Raw genomic sequence first — 17,541 nt, 5'->3', positions numbered from 1 at the left:
CTGTCGCCTTCCCGGCCCTATAGCAGCTCCCGGATCATCTGAAAACGCATCGGGTCCGAGCGATCTCGCGTAAAGCCTAACTGCTCGTAAAACCGCAACCATCCGACATTGCGAATGGATGTGCCGGCCCAGGCCGCATTGTCCGGGCCTAAATCGACGATCAGATTGTGGCCATGATAGGCCTCCATCAGTTCGTCAATAGCCTTGCCGAACAGGTGATGCCCCAGTCCCAATCCCCGGTAGGCCGGACGAACCCAGCCATATAAGGCGAGCCGGTGTCCGGTCACGGACAGCCTGGTCACGGCGACGACCGCCAGAATTTCACCGGAGCCGACCGGTCCTGCCTGGGATTCGATGGCCGGCAGGCGCATCTGCCAGGCCGCGAGTCGCGGTGGCGAGCCGCCGGTGACTTCCTCCAGCGGCAACGGCCGCTGCAGTGCGTGTAAGAACGTCTCCGCATAGTCAGGCACAGACGCCCATTCGATCAACAACTCACGGAACAATGAGGAGAGGTCACGGGTCGGTTCCAATGGTTGCAGCGCCGCGACCTGGTCGATCGAGAGCGTGAAATGTTGGCCGGCAAACCGGACGAATGGCTGGCTGTACATGCTACACACGGTCGGCCAGAACATCCGGAACGTGGCCGAGGAGGTCCAGCGCCGGAACAGGTTCATCCATCCTCGATTGAGCGCATGGCTGTGGAATTCTTCCAGCTTGACCGCGAGATAGACCTGCTCCATGAGTTGGATTTGCAGGTTGCAGGTGTGCAGCGCGGCGCGGGGATTGAGGGCGATGCTGCCGGGATCGAGGCCGAAGACGGAACAGAGTTCCGGATAGATCTCCACGTCGTAGCGCAGCAGGTCCGGGTCGTCCCGCAGGAGCCGCTCAAGATCTTTCAGGTCGTCCGTTTCGCCGAGGAAAGACTCCTGCATCCCCGGCGGGGTGGTGACCCAATGCGAGCGCAAGGCGTGACAAAGGCGTGAAAAGTCCTGCTCGGTGCGATGCAGCGCCGGACGCAGAACCTCCTGGGCCACATGTTCACCCAGGCGGCGATAGGATTCGAATTGGGCTTCGTCGAAGAATTGATCGGAGGTCGGTTCGTGGGGAAAGGCGGAGTGGCGGGCCGCATAGTCTTGCACGTCCGACGGCTCGTTGCCGGTCAGCGACGGTTTCAGGTAGAGCAGTGTGCCGGCGGTGGCGTTGTCATCGACCTTGTCGTAACGGATCGTGCCGATGGCGTGGTGGCGACTGCTCGTGCGGGCGCCCTCCGCCCGCTTGATCTGGTCAAGATTCAGTTCGATGTCAATGCCGAGGTCGATCCGGATCTTACGGATGGCATTGCCGAGATCCTCGAAGGTCAGACGGGGATCGCACCCGGCGTCCACCACGAGAATGCAATGGCAGCGGCGCAGGACCATTTCATACAAGCCCAGATTCTCGAAGTGCCCGCCGTCCGAGAGATAGACATAGGGGTGGCAGGCGTCGGTGAGGCCGAAGGTTTCGGCCAGGAGCGGTTGTATGGAAATGGAGGGCGACGCTCGTCGATAGGTGTCGGCGCCGGCTGGCCCCGGATTGCCCAGCCACCAGCCCAGACGAATGTTGAAGAGCGCTAATAAGAACGTGACAGCGGATGAGGAATGGTATCCCATATTGGGACTGGCGGCGGCGCCCGAGATGGCCAGGGCCGTGCCCAGCGAGAGGCCTTGGTCCAGATAACGATTGGCGCCATATTCCTCGGAGCGGCGGTAGCCTAGATTCCAGCTGCCGCTGTGGAGGGCGCTGATGGTGAAGGATTGGGCCTTGCGCTGTTGCCAGGCCAGGTTATCCCCTTTCACCAGGTTCAGCGCGATATTGATGAGATGCAACGGGCGAGGCGCTTGACGGTGCAGCCGGTTCACAAACAGCATGGTGAACCAGGTGGCGGCCTGTCGGCCTTCGGCGGTATCCGGCTGCTGCAGCGCAGCCACCTTCGTGCGGCAGGCAGGCCCCACGCGCAAGTCGTCGGCAACCAGATCGAGTGTGTTGCGAGCCACGGCATCGGACAATTCCTGCGACAGCCGCGCGATGAGCGCATCCAATTCGGCCGGTGAGGACGTGGGGCGCGCATGAAACGCGTCGAGTAGTGCGCGGGTTTCGGGGGCGAATGCGTTATCGAACATCCAGCGCGCCAGACGCACGTCGTCAAATCGCACATCGCCCATCGCCGGGTTGTCCAGATTGTCGAATCCCGTGAAAGGGTTGAAGCTCCGTTCCCGTTCGGTCCGCCGGCGGGACGCTCCGAGATAGGCACGAATGAGCCGGTTGCGGTACATCGCGTGCAGAGAAAACCGGTTGATGTTGATCAGTCCGGACATCAGTAATCCCAACAGCGCCACCGTGACCGTGAACCGGAACAAGATCCAGAGCGGGGTGCGTTGGAGTACCTGTTCGTGGCCCCACGGGTCCGGCCAGCCTGTGCCCTCAAGCGCCTTGGGGTCGCCGGTGGAATTGCTGAGATGCAACCCGTACTGGTGGGCGAGAAGGTCCAATTGCCAACTGGCGCCCAGAGAAAGCGCAATGCAGACGCAGAGCATGAACACCGGCGCGGCGGCTTTGACGGCCAGGTCCGAGATGATGTTCATCTGCGATCGTTCTTCCTGCTCTTGCGCGGTGGTTCTGGAGCTGAAGCCGAGCACTAGCGTCAGCAGCCCGGAGAGGCCGCCGACCGAGGCGGCGACTTTTGGCGTCATCCAGTGGATCAGGCCGGGCCCGAAGATGACGATCGCGCAGAGTCCCGACCATATGACCATCACAATCAGCACCCAGGAGCCGGTGCGTCCCCACCACTCGCGGTCCTGTTCTTCGGTGAAGCGGCTGGCGAGGCCGATAAAGATGGTCGCGGTGAGCAAAAATATCGTCAGGACGCCGGGAACGGCGAGCGTGGCGAACCATTCCGTATGAGCGGCGACGCTCAACTGGTCGGCGGTTTTGATGATTGCCGCCCGGAGCAGCCATCCGCCCAGCGCGCCGGTGGCCGCCACGGCGAGGGTTTCCCAGAAGAGCCACCGGGTGAACGGCTTGAATCGCTTGAGGGCGACGGCGGAAAAAAGCCAACTGCCGGTATGAATCAAGGCGCCGCCGAGCACGGCATGACTCAAGGTGAAGTGATCGGGGCGGCCGCCGCCGTTGCGAAACCAAGCCCATGCGGTGGTGAGGCACATGACCGAGAGAATCAACGGGCACAGGCAGGCGATCAGAAACCAGCGCTGGCTTTCCAGTGTGTGCCACCAGGTGTCGCGACGGTACTCACGGAGCGTGGGGCGGCAGAGGTGCAAGTAGATCAACGCGATGACCGCGAGGCCGATCCCGAGGACCAGGAGCGAGGAGGCGGTCACAAGCGGCGGGGCTGCCCCGTTGGGATTGATCTGGGCGAGAGTGATGATCCAGCGCGGTGCGAGTAGCGGCATCAGGAGCAACGGGAGCAGGACCAACCACGTCAGATGCAGATTGCGCAAATAGATGCCGAGTAACGTCCAGGAGTCGGCGGAGAAGAATCCCAAGTGCGGACTGAGGTAGTTGCTGTAGTTCCGGAGCCAGCGGACCGGCAGCGAAGCCTCATCCGCGCCGGCTTTCGGCGTCCTGTTCAGATCCTCGATGACGCCTGCCAGGCCGCGAGGGTGGCGATGAACCCAGGCTGTGAGCCAGCTGCCGATATACCCGCCGCCGGAGACCGTGGACAGGTAGTCGAACTTGTCCAACAGCTGCAGGCGCGCCAGGGATTGCAGAACTCCCAGTCCGAAGGTCGCGCTTCGTATGCCTCCCCCGGACAGACAGAGGCCTGCGCGTTTTGGATGGCAGGCGTGAATATGGCGGGTGAGTGCGTCGAGATACTGCTTGTCCGATGCTTCTGACGGAGCTGCCCGTTCGAGCACCTTCAGGGGATGATCGTCAGCAAAGGGGCCGTGTAGCAGTTCTGTTTCCTCTCCCAGAATTCTGGCGAGTGTCAGGCAGGTATCTTTCTGAGGAGCGGGATTGGTCATCAGGACTCCCTGTGGAGGATCATGGCAGTGAGAGATTATCGGCCGCCCTATGGCGGGTCCGGCGCTCTCAGGCGAAGAAAAGGCAAGGCACATGCCCCGGTGGAGAAGGTGCGGCGATCATGAGAGGGCGACGATGTAGCGCCGTTAATGGTCGGGCCGGGGAGAGGGAGGTGAACGACGGCCTCTGGCGGAACGGGTGAGCGATTATCGGAATAGATACAACTCGTATCTCAATCGATACGCCGGCGCGGGATCGACCCGTGTCTTTTTTCCGGGGCGCCGTCAGTGTTTCCGGTCCCGCTGCATCAGCTTGTCCGTATAGGCGAGAAAGATGGCTGAGCCCAGGAACGTGAGGTGAATGAAAATTTTCCACTTGATGTGTTCAGGATTCTCGTTGGTGACGTCCACAAAGGCCTTCAGGAGGTGAATGCTGGAGATCCCGACCAGTGAGGCGGCGAGTTTGATCTTGATGGTGCCGGGGTCCACATGGGTAAGCCATTCCGGGCGGTCCGGATGCGTGTCGAGATCCAGTTTACTGACGAAGGTGGCGTAGCCGCCGATGATGACCATGGTCAAGAGGTTGGCGACCATGGTGACGTCGATCAAAGACAAGACACCCAGCATGAACAGCGTTTCGGTCTCCTCACGGAAATGGACGACCATATGCCAGAGTTCAAGCAGAAACTTGGCGGCATAGAGTAGTTCGGCGACGATAAGCCCGCCATAGAGCGGCGCCTGAATCCAGCGGCTGCCGAAGATCAGGCTTTCGAAAAGCTGCTCGACGCGATGGACCGAAGTAGGCGGCGGGGGCGAAGTATGGGATGGAGACGGATGACTCACGCGTGTACGTACCCTCCTGTTCGAGGGCGTATCCTAGTGGGCGCGCCGGCTTCTGTCAATCGCGGGAGAGGGAGAGGTGAGGCGATGGGTGTGTGACGGCGGGTGAGCGGCCGGAGCGCAATGTCCAGAGCAAAAAGGCGGATCAGGCTGCCGGCGATTCAGGCGCTGGCGCCTGGTCATCCTCCGACTCCACCCGCGGGACCCATCGTGCGAGGATCTTCTTCAGCTCCGAAGTGATAATCGGTTTACTGATAAAGTCGTCCATCCCGGCCGTGAGACAGGATTCGCGATCACCTTCCATCGCGTTCGCCGTCATGGCAATGACGGGGAGATGTTCGCCCGGCTTTTCCTGGGATCGAATCAACCGGGTGGTCTCGAATCCGTCGAGTTCCGGCATCTGACAGTCCATGAACACCAGGGGGTACTGATGCCGGCAGACGGCGGCGAGCGCTTCCATGCCGTTTCCGGCGATATCCACGCGGCAGCCTAACTTTTCCAGCATCTTGGCGGCGACTTTCTGGTTGACCGGGTTATCGTCCACCACCAGTACCTGTGGCGCCGAACGGGCGACGGTTTCCTCGATGGTATGGCGCGTAATCAACGGGGCGGGTTTCTGGTCGGCATCATCCCGTCCGAAGATCAGGCGAATACAATCAGCCAGGTGGCGTTCGCGAATCGGTTTCGTCAGGTAGGCCGCGGCCCCGGCCTCTTTGGCGGCCAGGCTATCGCCCCGTTGCCCAGACGCGGTGAGCATGATCAGGTGCGTGTTACGAATCGCGGGATCTTCTTTGATCAAGCGGCAGAGTTCGAGGCCGGTCATGTCCGGCAGATACATATCGATAATGGCGAGGTCGAACGGCGTTCCCTCCGCCGCCGCTCTCCTGAGGAGGGCCAGCGCCGACGGGCCGTCAACCGCGCTTTCATGACGCATCTTCCAGGCCGACACATGGTATTGGAGCAGGCTCCGGTTGGTCGCGTTATCATCGACCAGACAGACCCGCAGGCCGGCGAGACTCTTGACCGACGGGGACGGCGGAAGCGCCGGGGCGGCGTCCGTGTGTGTGCCGAACCGGATGGTAAACCAGATGCAGGTGCCCTGTCCGGCGATCGACTGCAGTCCGATCTGCCCTCCCATCAACTCCACCAATCGCTTGCAAATCGTGAGGCCCAGACCAGTTCCCCCGTACTTTCTGGCCGTTGAGCTGTCGGCTTGCGTGAACGATTGGAACATTTTGGCTTGCGCCTCGGGGCTGAGGCCGATTCCGGTATCGATCACCTCGAAGCGAAGGGCGACGGATCCCGGATCCTCGTCTGTCTGCGAGACCTGAATCAGGACTTCCCCGTGTTCGGTAAATTTGATCGCATTGCCGACCAGGTTGGTAAGAATTTGACGGATGCGTCCGGGATCGCCGATGAGCGTGCGGGGGGTTTGCGCGTCAATCAACCCGACCAGTTCGAGCTGCCGTCCTTGGGCGGTCGGAGCCAGGATGTCCAGTGTATCCTCGATCGTCAGCCGGAGGTCGAACGGAATGTGCTCGATGGTGAATTTTCCGGCCTCGATTTTCGAAAAGTCCAGAATGTCATTGATGATGCGCAGCAGGGATTCGCCGGAATCCCTGAGCATCTGCAAATAATCCCGCTGCTCCGGCGTCAGGCTCGTGTCGAGCAACAGGGTCGTCATGCCCAGGACCCCGTTCATCGGAGTCCGGATTTCATGACTCATGGTCGCCAGGAAATCCGTCTTGGCCTGGCCTGCCCGGACCGCCTGGTCGCGCGCCTCGGATAACTCCCAGTTTTTCCATTCGAGATCCTGCGCCGCCTTGGCCAAGTCACGTTCCGTCTTTTTTCGAGGCGAAATGTCGACGATGGAGGCAAGGGCGAGTTGCCCCTTGGGCGTGTCGATCGGATTGAGGCCGAGTTCGACCGGGAACTCGGTCCCGTCTTTATGTAACCCGAAGAGCTCCCGTCCCACCCCCATGGCACGTGACGCGGGGGCCGAAAAATAGCCCGTGCGATGCCGGGGGTGGTTGAGGCGAAACCGTTGCGGTATCAAGAGTTCGACCGGTTGGCCGAGCAATTCCTCCCGGCTGTACCCGAACATGGCTTCGACCTGCTTATTGACCATCGTGATGGTGCCCTGCGGATCAATCATCAGCATGCCGTTCGGCGCGGATTCGACCACCTGCCGGAACTGCATTTCGGCCTGCACGCGGGAGGAGATGTCGCGGACGATGCCGGTGAATTTTTTCGACCCATCGACCAGCATTTCACTGACGGCCAGTTCGAGCGGGAACGAGGTGCCATCGCTTCGTCGTCCCAGCACCTCCCGTCCGATGCCGATGACTTTCTTCAGGCCGGACGCCAGATAGTTGCGCAGGTATTGGTCATGCTCCGAATGGTAGGGGTCGGGCATGAGCAGGTTGACATTGTGGCCGATCAACTGCTCCGGGGCGTAGCCGAATATTTTGGTGACGGCGGGATTGACGGACTCGATGATCCCCCGCTCATTGATGACGACGATTCCGTCCACCGCCGTGTCCACGATCGCCCGCAGCCGGACTTCGCTGCGATGCATGGCGGCCTCCGCCTGCTTGAGGTCGGACACATTGATATGCATGACGACCGCGCCGTAACGCCCGTGCCCTTGCATGGGGGTGACGATGACGCGGAACCAGCGCCGGAGGAAGGGGCTGGAGCTTTCGTATTCATAGGAGAATGCGCGAATGGTGCCGTCCAGAATATGCCGGATCCCTTCCGCGACGTGCATCGCATCGGGATGGGTTCCGGCGCTGTCGCACACATGAAGGTAATTTAAACCGACCCCGCATGCGTCTGCGGCGAGCCCGTTGGCGGCCCCGAACCGCTCCCAGGCTTCATTCACGGCGAGAATTGTCCCGTCGGCCCCCAACACGGCGATATTAGCCGGCAGGACGTGCAGGATGCGGGGGTCCAGCGCCGGTTCTTGCCGATGTTTGAGACGAAGAGGATGGACGGACATGATGCACGTCCTTTTACCCGGTGGTGCCGGTCTTCTTTGCCTGATTCCCGAGCCACGTATCCAGCACGGTCTGGAGGTCTTTCGGCCGGACCGGTTTGGAGACATAGTCGTCCATTCCCGCTTCAAGACAGCGTTCGCGGTCTCCCTGCATGGCATTGGCAGTCATGGCCACGATGGGTGTATGAGCGGATGGGCCATCCATTTTGCGGATCAGCGCGGTCGCTTCGAATCCATCGACTTCGGGCATTTGGCAATCCATAAAAATCAGCGGGTAGCGCATGCGTTCGTGGGCAGCCACGGCCTCCTGGCCGTTACTGGCGACATCGACGCGATAGCCGAGCTTCTCCAGCATCTTGCAGGCTACTTTCTGGTTCACCGGATTGTCCTCCGCCAGGAGCAGGTGGGTCGTGGCAGCCACCGGGGCTTGGTTGAGGGGATGGCGGGCCATCAACGGCGGTGCACCGGCGGAGGCTGCGCCGGAATCGGCGTCTGTCTGAATCGTCTCCAACAATTGGCAGAGACATTCGAGCAACTGTGTGTGCCGGAGCGGTTTTGTGAGATAGGCGTCGATACCGAGTGTGCGCGCAGCGCTTCCGTCTCCTCGCCGGCCCATGGTGGTCAGAATCACGACACGCATGGCGCTGGTGAGGGGGTTTTGTTTCAGCAACGCGGCCGTTTCGAACCCGTCCTTGTCAGGCAGGTGCCACTCGATCAAGGCGAGGTCGAAGGGCTTCTGCATGGCTGCGGCCGCCTCCGCCAGATTCACCGCTTCCCCGGCGGTCCCGGCGCTACTGCACGGCAGGCCTTTGGCTGCCAGGTCTTGCTGCAGGATTTGCCGGATCCGGGTGTTCGGATTCACGAGCAGAATGCGCCGTCCACTGATGCGATTCCATGAGAGGACGGAAGGCGAAGGACTGAGCGCCGCTTCCGGAAGTTTGGCGGTAAACCAGAAGGTGCTCCCTTCCCCGGGCCGGCTCTTGATGCCGATCCGACCCTGCATTTGCTGGACGAGACGCTGGCAGATGGCGAGGCCGAGACCGGTTCCTCCGAAGCGGCGGGTGGTTGAACTGTCGGCTTGGACGAACGCCTGGAACAATTTTTTCTGCGCCTCATCCGAGATGCCGATGCCTGTATCGGTCACGGCAAATCGCAGGTGGTCGGGGCCTTCCCCCGGCTCACGACTGACGTGGATAACGATCTCGCCCGTCGACGTGAATTTGACGGCATTGCCGACGAGGTTGACCAGAATTTGGCGCAGTCGGCCCGGATCGCCCAGCACGCCGGCGGGAACGGCGGCATCGACCAGGGCAATTAATTCGAGGCCTTTGCTCTGCGTTTGTTCAGCCATGAGCTCGATCGCATCTTCGACGGCCATTCGAAGATCAAAGGCCACCTCTTCAAAGTGGAGTTTGCCGGCCTCGATCTTGGAGAAGTCGAGAATATCGTTGACGATCGTCAACAGCGCGTCGCTGGAGCGGCGGACGGTATCGGCAAGGTCATGCTGTTCCTCCGTGAGCGCGGTATCCAGCAAGAGCCCGGACATGCCGATGATCGCATTCATCGGTGTCCTGATTTCATGGCTCATGGTCGCGAGAAAATCGGCTTTGATCTTGACGGCTTCCAGCGCGGCATCTCTCGCCTGGGCGAGCTCGGCGTTTTTTCGCTCCAATTCCTGGGCGGCCTGGGTGAGCGCCGCCTCCGCCTCTTTTCGTTCGGTGATGTCTTTTCCGATGGCCAGGAATCCGGTCAGGACGCCCTCGTTGTTTTTGAGGGCCGTAATGGTCACCAGAATGGTCAGGCGGCGGGCATCTTTTCGCGTATAGATCCATTCACGCTCGTCAAATCCGCCCAGCCGAGCCTGCCGGGTCAACACCTCCAATCCACGGAGGAGCGCGGCATCGCCATCGCGTAGGTCCCTGGCATTGCTGTCGATTGCTTCCGGCACGTGCAGCACGGTGAGGAGCTGTTGCCCGATCATCTCCTCGGCGGTGTACCCCAGCATTTCTTCCGCGCCGGAGTTGAACGTGGTAATTGTCCCGTTGATATTCGTCGCAATGATCGACACTTTGGTCGCGCTGGAGAGAATCGCCTCCAGTTGCAGATTGATCGCGAGCAAAGCCCGTTCGAGCTCCTTGCGGGCGCGGACGTCAGTGAGGATGACCTGGATCGCCGGCTTGTCTTCGAACCGGATCGCAGAGGCGGCCATCTCTACCTCAATGGGGGAACCGTCGAGCCCCACGAAGCGTTCCTCGGTCGAGGGCATCGCGCAGTTCAACGATCGTATGCGGGAGATTCGTTCTTGCGCAGCCGCCTGTGAGTCCGGATGGATGAAATCCATCACCGGTTTTCCGAGGAGCTGCGAGGGGGCGATGGCGCCGAACAGTTTCATGCAGGCCTGGTTGGCAAACGCAATCTTCTCGTCGCAGTTGACGAAGATGGCATGGGGGGACAGTTCCACCAACGAACGGTGCCGTAGTTCACTGGCGCGCAGTTGCGCCTCCAAACGTTTGGCTTCGGTGATGTCCTGAGCGATTCCCGCTATGCGATAGGTCTTCCCATCGGCATCCTTGATGGTAAAGCTGCGATCTCTGATCCAGCGCGTCTTCCCTGTCGTCGTGATGATCCGATATTCCTCGTCATAGGGCAGGTACGCTTGGCAGGCGGCTGCGACGGAGACCCGTTTCTGGTCTTCCGGATGGATGTGATCGAGCCAGTAGAGAGGATTCGAATAGAGCATTTCCCTGGGACATTCCCAGATGGTCTCGAACGCCCGACTGACGTAGAGCACCTGACTCTTGTCCGGAGTGGTGAGCCAAAAGACCGCATCGATCGATTCGGCCAATTGGCGAAACCGCTCTTCACTCTCCCGGACGGCTTCCTCCATGCGTTTCCGCTCGGAGACATCACGAATCATGCCGGTATACTTCTTCGAGGCGCCGATGTGCATCTCACTGACCGCCAGATGCACGTCGAGCTGAGTCCCGTCTTTGCGCACAGCCGGAACATCGCGGCCGATTCCGATGATGGCCCGTTTCCCGGTGGCCAGGTAACGGGCAAGATAGTGATCGTGGCACTCGCGGTACGGCGAGGGCATGATCAGGGTAATATTCTGACCGATAAATTCGTGGGCTTCATACCCCAGCAGGTGCAGGACGGCCGCATTCGCGCTCTCGATTCGTCCCCGTTCATCGATGACGACAATGCCCTCGATGGCGCTTTCGAAGATTGAGCGCATGCGCGTCTCGCTCTCCCGCCACCTGGACTCGGCCTGTTTGTGCGCGGTGATGTCCTGCACCGTTCCGGTCATGGACAGGGGTGAGCCATCGGCATGGCGACGGACGATTCCACGGCAGTTGATGTGGCGCGCTTCGCCGGTCGGCCGGAGAATCCGGCAATCGACGTTATAGGGGAAGTCGTAGTTGAGCGTCGCGTCAACCGCCTGTTGGACGCGGGCTTTGTCATCCGGGTGCAGGGCTGAAAGGAATGTGTCATGGGTCGGGGTGGTTCGACCTGGATCCAGTCCGAAGATCCGGTGTTGCTCATCGGACCATTGTTCTTCGCCGGTGGCAATGTTCCATTCCCAGAAGCCGAGGTGGGCAAGCGACTGAGCCTCATCCAGCGCCTGTTGTTTCACCTGCAGATCCCGCTGGGCGCAAGCCTGGGCGGCTTCCAGTTCCTTCCGTGTGGAAATGTCGAGATGGATTCCGGCGGCTCGCACCGGGGCGCCGTTGGCATCGCGCTCGACCACACGTCCACTGTCGAAGACCCAACACCAGGTTCCGGACTTCGTCCGCAGGCGATGTTCACTGGAATAGTGGGGCGTTTCCCCTCGAAGATGGGCAGACACCCTCTGCCTCACAATGCCCAGGTCGTCCGGATGGACGAGTCGTTCCCACGTTCGAATGTGAGGTTCGATCTCGTCCAGATGGTAGCCGAGCATGGTCGCCCAGCGTTCGTTAAAGGTGACCTGCCCGGTGCCGATGAGCCAGTCCCAGGTGCCCGCTTCCGCGCCCTGGATGACAAGGTCCATCCGTTCTGCCTGGGAGGCTACTGTCTGTTCCTGAACGGCGAGAAGGCGTTCGAGTTCAGCGATGCGTGATTCCAAATGGCCGATGGGCGGCGATTCGTGTGGATTGCCGTCTGTCCTGGGCACGACGGGTTCGTGGGAATGAGGGGAGGTCCTCACCGCATAAGGGGTAAGGGCCGTCCGTGCGCAGAGCGCCAGAGGTTTGAATAACTGCGCGGTGCTCTCGGGAATGACATCCTGGCTGAACAGAATGATGGAGAAGAGCTGTCCATCGGGCAGCGGCGCGCCAAATCCCAGTACCGAACGGACGCCATATTTGAGGACGAACCCCTCTTGCGCCGGCACAGAGGGGCTTCCCGCTGCTTCAGGGACGTGAAAGACGTTGAAGGCGCGCTCCCGCGGGTCAATGAGTAGGCTGTGCTCCGGGCTTACGAGATGAGGCAACTCGATGCCCAACTGGTGGAACAACTGACTGAACATGGGGAGCCGATTCAGGTCATCAGGTGTGGCGAGGGGGATGACGCGGAAGCGGCTGGACAGGGCGGGGTCATTCCAGCCCGGGAACATGCCCGCGCTGGCCAATAAGGTCAGGCAGGTCATGGACGGGGCGCCCGGCGCCCCGCTCAGCTTCTGATCGGCCAGAGCCTTGAGATCCGGCGCGAGCAGGCCGTAAGGGGTGGTCTTAAACAGTCGGACCAGGACGCAGGCCGGCTCTCCGGTCTGGGGCAGGGTCAGGGACGTGTAGAGGTGGCGAACAAGGCGGTCGGCAACTTCATCGAAGGTCTTCGCGCCGGCGCCCAACCGGCGAAGCGCGGCTCCGCAGGCGGTCATGTCACGGAGCTGGAAGGATCGCAAATGGTGCATGCTACAGGAAATCCCGTGGAGGCGAGAGAGTCCGTCGGTACTCTCTCGGCGCTCGCGCGGAGGAACTTGAGCCTCGCACCACGTCCTGTCAGGCGAAGTTCCGGTCAGGGAATCGTTTTCAGGTAAAAGGCGGCGGCTTGGGATCTCCTGGTGAGGTGAAGTTTGGAATACACATTGGCCAAATAGTTTTTGACGGTTTTGTCGCTGAGTCCCAGTTCGGCGGCAATCTCCTTATTGGTTTTCCCCTGTGCGATGAGCGGAAGGAGCCGCCGTTCCTGCGGCGACAGCAGGTGCCGGCCCCGCTCGGGTTCTCGATCGGCGACTTTGCGGAGATAGGCGAAGGTATGGCGGGTCACACCCGGGTCCAGGTACGCCTGTCCGTTAGTGATGCTGCGCAGCGCATGCATCAGCGTCTCGGAACCGGCGTCTTGCAGCACATATCCATGGGCGCCGGTGGAGACGGCCGACAGAAGGATCGTGTCATTGAGCGTGTCGGCCAGAAACAGGAGCCGGGTTTCCGGAAGGTGTGCCAGGATTTCCCGGGCCGTCTCAATCCCGGCGCCCTCCTGCACTTGCAGATGCACGATAACGATGTCGGGTCGGTGGTGCAGCACGAGGGGAAGCGCGTCGCTGCGGGTTGAGGCCTCTCCGACCACGAGAAAATCCGGGACGGAATTCAGCAGGGTCCGCATGCCGACGCGGACCAATTCCTGCGGATTGATGATGAAGATACGCGTTGGGGTATACGATGGTTCGTTCATAGTCGACTCTCACCTAAATGTGGATGGATGCCGGGTAATTCCTGTCTATGCCTGCGCCCGTGAATGCGATTGCCCGAGACGACCGGGAAGAGACGCAGACGGTCGGTGTCCATCCTGTTGATCGTATCAGAGGACAGCGGCGGATGCGACACGGTGCGGCCCGGAGTGGAACGGATCGGGCCGCATGGACCGTCGCCCTTCCGATGCGTGCCGCCATGAGTCTGTGATCCCTCATAGCAGGACCCTATGACGCACGAGCTCATGATACTCCTGCCAAATGGTGCAGGCCATATCCCGGCGTCGCCGCCATCGGGTTGGTCATTGCGACCCTGGCGTCTATACGAGACAGAGCCAGCACAATGTTCTTGCCGCCGAATCCAAAACTATTGATCAGCGCGCGATCGATATGCGCGACCCGTCCTTCACCGGAGACATAGTCCAGATCGCAGGTGGGATCCGGAGTCGTCAGGTTCAGTGTCGGCGGAATGAATTGATGTTCCATTGCTTTTGCCGTCCCGATGAGTTGGAAGGCGCCGCTGGCGGCGAAGGCATGCCCCAATGCCGCTTTGAATGAGCTGACGGGAACGCGATACGCGTGGGTTCCCAAGACCTGCTTCACAGTGTGGGTTTCCAGCGCGTCCAATTCCATGGTGCCGAGACCGCACGCATTGACATAGTCGACTTCCTCGGGGAACCAGTGGGCGGTCGAGAGCGCCAGCCTGGCCGCTCGTTGCTGCTCCTGCCCCGTGGCGGCCGCCTTTACCATCGAATGGGCATCACACGTAAATCCCCACCCTTCGAGTTCGGCATACATGCGGGCGCCCCGCGCGCGGGCATGTTCGTAATCTTCCAGAATAAAGGAGCCGGCGCCTTCGCCTAGCACCATGCCGCACCGGTGCTTGTCAAAAGGCCGGGGGAGGTTTCTGATCGCGCCCCGTTCATCCGGCGCCAGCGCGCGTCCGGCGTTCATGGCCGCATAGACACTCGGGTGCAAGGGCGCTTCCGTTCCACCTGCTACGACCAACGAGGCCTGGCCGGATTTGATCCATTCGTAGGCGCGTCCGATCGCGTTCGCCGTAGACGAACAGCCGATGGAATAGGTCTCGCAAGGACCGTGCAGACCCAGGACGATGGCGACTTCCGATGAGATGGCATTGGGAAAGGTCATGCCCATGGTGAAGGGGTTGACCCGTTCATAGGCGGTGAGTTTGGCCGCGTCATGGAATTCAAATGCTTCTTTCATGCCGCCGATGGAGGTGCCGATGCTGATGCCGATCGCGCCGCGGTCTTCCTGTTCCAGATCGATGCCCGAATCGCGCGCGGCCATCATGGCGGAGGCTACGGCGAATTGGGTTGCCCGTCCCATGCGGCGGGCTTGCTTGCGATGCAGAAAATCTTCGGGATCGAAGTCACTCACCTCCGCCGCAAGACAAGCCTGGAACGGTGAGGTATCGAACGAGCGGATCGGTTTCACCGCGCTCGCGCCCTTGCTCAACAGATGCCAAAACAGGTCGACGGTACAACCCAGCGGGGAAATCACTCCCATTCCGGTGATGACGACTCGACGAGAGGTCTGTGCTGTCATGATGCCCTCCTCTGCTCTCAAGAGCGTGAGAATGTTTGTCGTCAACTGTTCGTCGTCAATGGGCATGCCAGGTATGCATGTGTTCACGATGCGCATCCGGCAAGGCGGAGTCGGGATAAAAGGTCGCGTAAAAGTCTTCGTCCAGATGATGGGTCTGACAAGCCACGATCGACTTGCAGGCGTCGGCGTGCGCCGGAAACCGGCCGTACGTCCCGAGCACATATTCGGTGAAGGCGATTGTCGCCTCGATGGCCCGTTCGGAGTGCTGCGGGACCTGCTGCGCCGACTTGGGGTGTACCCAGGGCTGTTCCTGCGGTTTCCTGAATGTGCCGTCAGGCCCGAACTTGCTGGCGATCAACCGGATCACAGCGTCCTTCATCGAGGGCACAAATGGCGGCGTGGGACCTTCCCACACCTGCGGAATGCCGACGGGATTTGCCCGCAGCGGCTTGCCCGGCGGGACGACGAAGTGGAATCCGAGTCCGGGATAGATGTGAGGTTCCATGCCCAGAAGATGCCGGCCGCTCCCCACACTCTGGATGCCGCCGCCGAGTCCCAGCGCCTGCTGCATGAGGGAGATATGTTCGCAGATAATCCCTTGTTCCTGGATGGCGGTCTCGCAAATCGCGGCGTCGAGCTCACGCAGGCTGAACATACGGCGGGCGTTCAGGTCGTCATGCAGGTGCCCGCCTGCGCTTTTTCGGAAGGCATCGAGGCCGCATCCGGCGTTGGCGTTGTCCGTATCGACGATGAAATAGCCGGTCTCCTCGCTGAACATTGTCAGCAGGAGGTTCAGATACAACAGCGCGATATTGGTCACGGGCATGAACAGAGTGGTGCCGGGCCGATTCGTATACCATTGGTTGAACGGGAGCATGAAGGGCGCTTCCCGGGGGATATCCAATCGAGACGATTGCAGTTGCACGACGTTCAGATCCCAGGGGTGATCGGGCCCCGCGGCGTCGGCGACGAAAAAGACCCCGTCGTCGTTGGTATAAAACAGCTGCGTCGTTTGCGCGGAGCAGGGGCTGGGGACTGTGCGGCTGTTGAAATTCATCAGCGCATTGCCTTGGCCCGCGCCAGCGCCTGGGCGTCCGACAAACTGCATGTCGCCGAGGTTGCGCCCGGACCGGCCGATCGCCGCATAGATGAGATACCGTTCCTCTTCCCGGCTGAGCGGGATCGGTTCATGCTGACTCGTGTATTGAAGCGGGCCGCCCGGCAGGGTCATGCCTCGGCCAAAGCGGCGCGTCTTTCGTTGTTGCAGGAGGTCGAGCAGAGTACAGGTGGCGTCCATTGCTGCAGGATGTGCGGCAAGCTGCTTCATAGGGCCTCTCCTTCCTGTTTTCCCGGGGCCCTTTGGCCCTGGCCAGTGATATGGATGGCAGGTGATACGTGGTGCTGACACGTCACGCCATATGCGACGTTGTATGGGCAGACTCTACGAGAGGTGAGGTCCGGCGTCACCTACCCATCGGGGTAGGCGAAGGCTCCGTCCCTCGTCGGTCAGTGAGTGACGGACTGGGCGGCGCGCGGGTGGACATGCATGATGCGAGTTAGGCCTGGTGGCCGGACCCGGAAGGGGGGCGATCGTCACTGGGCGGCGCGGATGGATTGCTGCGATGCTGCGCCTCTGTTTGCCAGTAGGCAATGGCACTCCACCGGTTTTCGACGCCGATCTTCTGGAAAATATTCTTGAGGTGAAATTTCACCGTGTTCAAACTGACCTTGAGAATGACGGAGATTTCCCAGTTGGTTTTGCCTGCCGCCACCCAGCGGAGAATTTCCTCTTCCCGTTTACTGAGAAGGAGGGCAGGCTTGGCAGGCTGATGGGGAGTCCAGGCCGATTTGCAACGCATGTAACTCAAATGAAAATGCGGAGTGAGAATATCGAGGAGGAGGCGCAATTTATCCGCCTGTTTGGCGTCAAAATTGCTGAAGGCAAAGTAGGAGCAGTTGCCATGGTCTCCGCGTACCCCTGCGGAGAGGCAGGTTTTGATCCCGAAATCGAGCTTGAGGGAGGTGATGTCTTTCGGCTCCTGGATCACCGGTTCATCGGCGCTGGAGGTCACGGTTTGGCCGGAAGTGAGCAGACGATGGACGGCGGGGTCCGCCGCGAGGCCCTGGCCCATGTAGAGCTGGCAGAATTCCCGGGGGTAGGTGGAATGCCCGAGAGAAGGATCGATTCCATGCAAAAGATCTACCGCGCCGCATCCTGAATACTCATACGGCACCACTTGTTGCACCGCCGATACCAGCTGCCACACACCGTCGTTCCGGTCGACGGAGCGCGCGTCATACATAATCTCGCCGAGCCGCTGGAATTCCTTTGTGGAAAACGCCGACTGACTCATGCCAATTCTTTCCGGTGAACGCGCTCTGTTGTCGCAGGGATGACAAGCAATCGGAAGCGTTCAGAAATTCGGGCCTGGTTCATATGTTAAGGC

General features: G+C 60.8%; 7 protein-coding genes. All 7 read right to left on the bottom strand.

Going from position 1 to position 17,541, the window contains the following annotated elements; all coding sequences use genetic code 11:
• Positions 1–17: 17 nt before the first annotated feature.
• On the bottom strand, positions 18–4,019 hold the full coding sequence (locus GDA65_14415; protein ID MBA5863887.1) for a hypothetical protein: 4,002 nt from the start codon (positions 4,017–4,019) through the stop codon (positions 18–20).
• A 282-nt stretch (positions 4,020–4,301) separates the two neighbouring features.
• Complete coding sequence (locus GDA65_14410) at positions 4,302–4,859, bottom strand: TIGR00645 family protein (protein ID MBA5863886.1); 558 nt, start codon at positions 4,857–4,859, stop codon at positions 4,302–4,304.
• A gap of 142 nt (positions 4,860–5,001) precedes the next feature.
• A complete protein-coding gene (locus GDA65_14405) occupies positions 5,002–8,013 on the bottom strand; it encodes a PAS domain S-box protein (protein MBA5863885.1) in 3,012 nt (1,003 codons plus the stop codon).
• Positions 7,871–12,748 carry a PAS domain S-box protein gene (locus GDA65_14400; protein MBA5863884.1) on the bottom strand — a complete coding sequence of 1,626 codons (4,878 nt, stop codon included), beginning with the start codon at positions 12,746–12,748 and terminating at the stop codon, positions 7,871–7,873. Before GDA65_14400 ends, GDA65_14405 begins: the two co-directional genes overlap by 143 nt.
• Before the next feature lie 104 nt (positions 12,749–12,852).
• Positions 12,853–13,509 carry a response regulator gene (locus GDA65_14395; GenBank protein MBA5863883.1) on the bottom strand — a complete coding sequence of 219 codons (657 nt, stop codon included), beginning with the start codon at positions 13,507–13,509 and terminating at the stop codon, positions 12,853–12,855.
• A gap of 259 nt (positions 13,510–13,768) precedes the next feature.
• Positions 13,769–15,316, bottom strand: a complete 1,548-nt coding sequence (locus tag GDA65_14390; protein ID MBA5863882.1) for a beta-ketoacyl-ACP synthase II — start codon at positions 15,314–15,316, stop codon at positions 13,769–13,771.
• Between the two features lie 1,334 nt (positions 15,317–16,650).
• Positions 16,651–17,448: a hypothetical protein gene (locus tag GDA65_14385; GenBank protein MBA5863881.1), complete on the bottom strand. Its 798-nt coding sequence runs from the start codon at positions 17,446–17,448 to the stop codon at positions 16,651–16,653.
• Positions 17,449–17,541: the final 93 nt, after the last annotated feature.

This window comes from Nitrospira sp. CR1.1 (genome assembly GCA_014055465.1).
Classification (GTDB): domain Bacteria; phylum Nitrospirota; class Nitrospiria; order Nitrospirales; family Nitrospiraceae; genus Nitrospira_A.
Note: the sequence above shows the minus strand (reverse complement) of the source record. Positions and strands in the feature narration are given on the sequence as shown.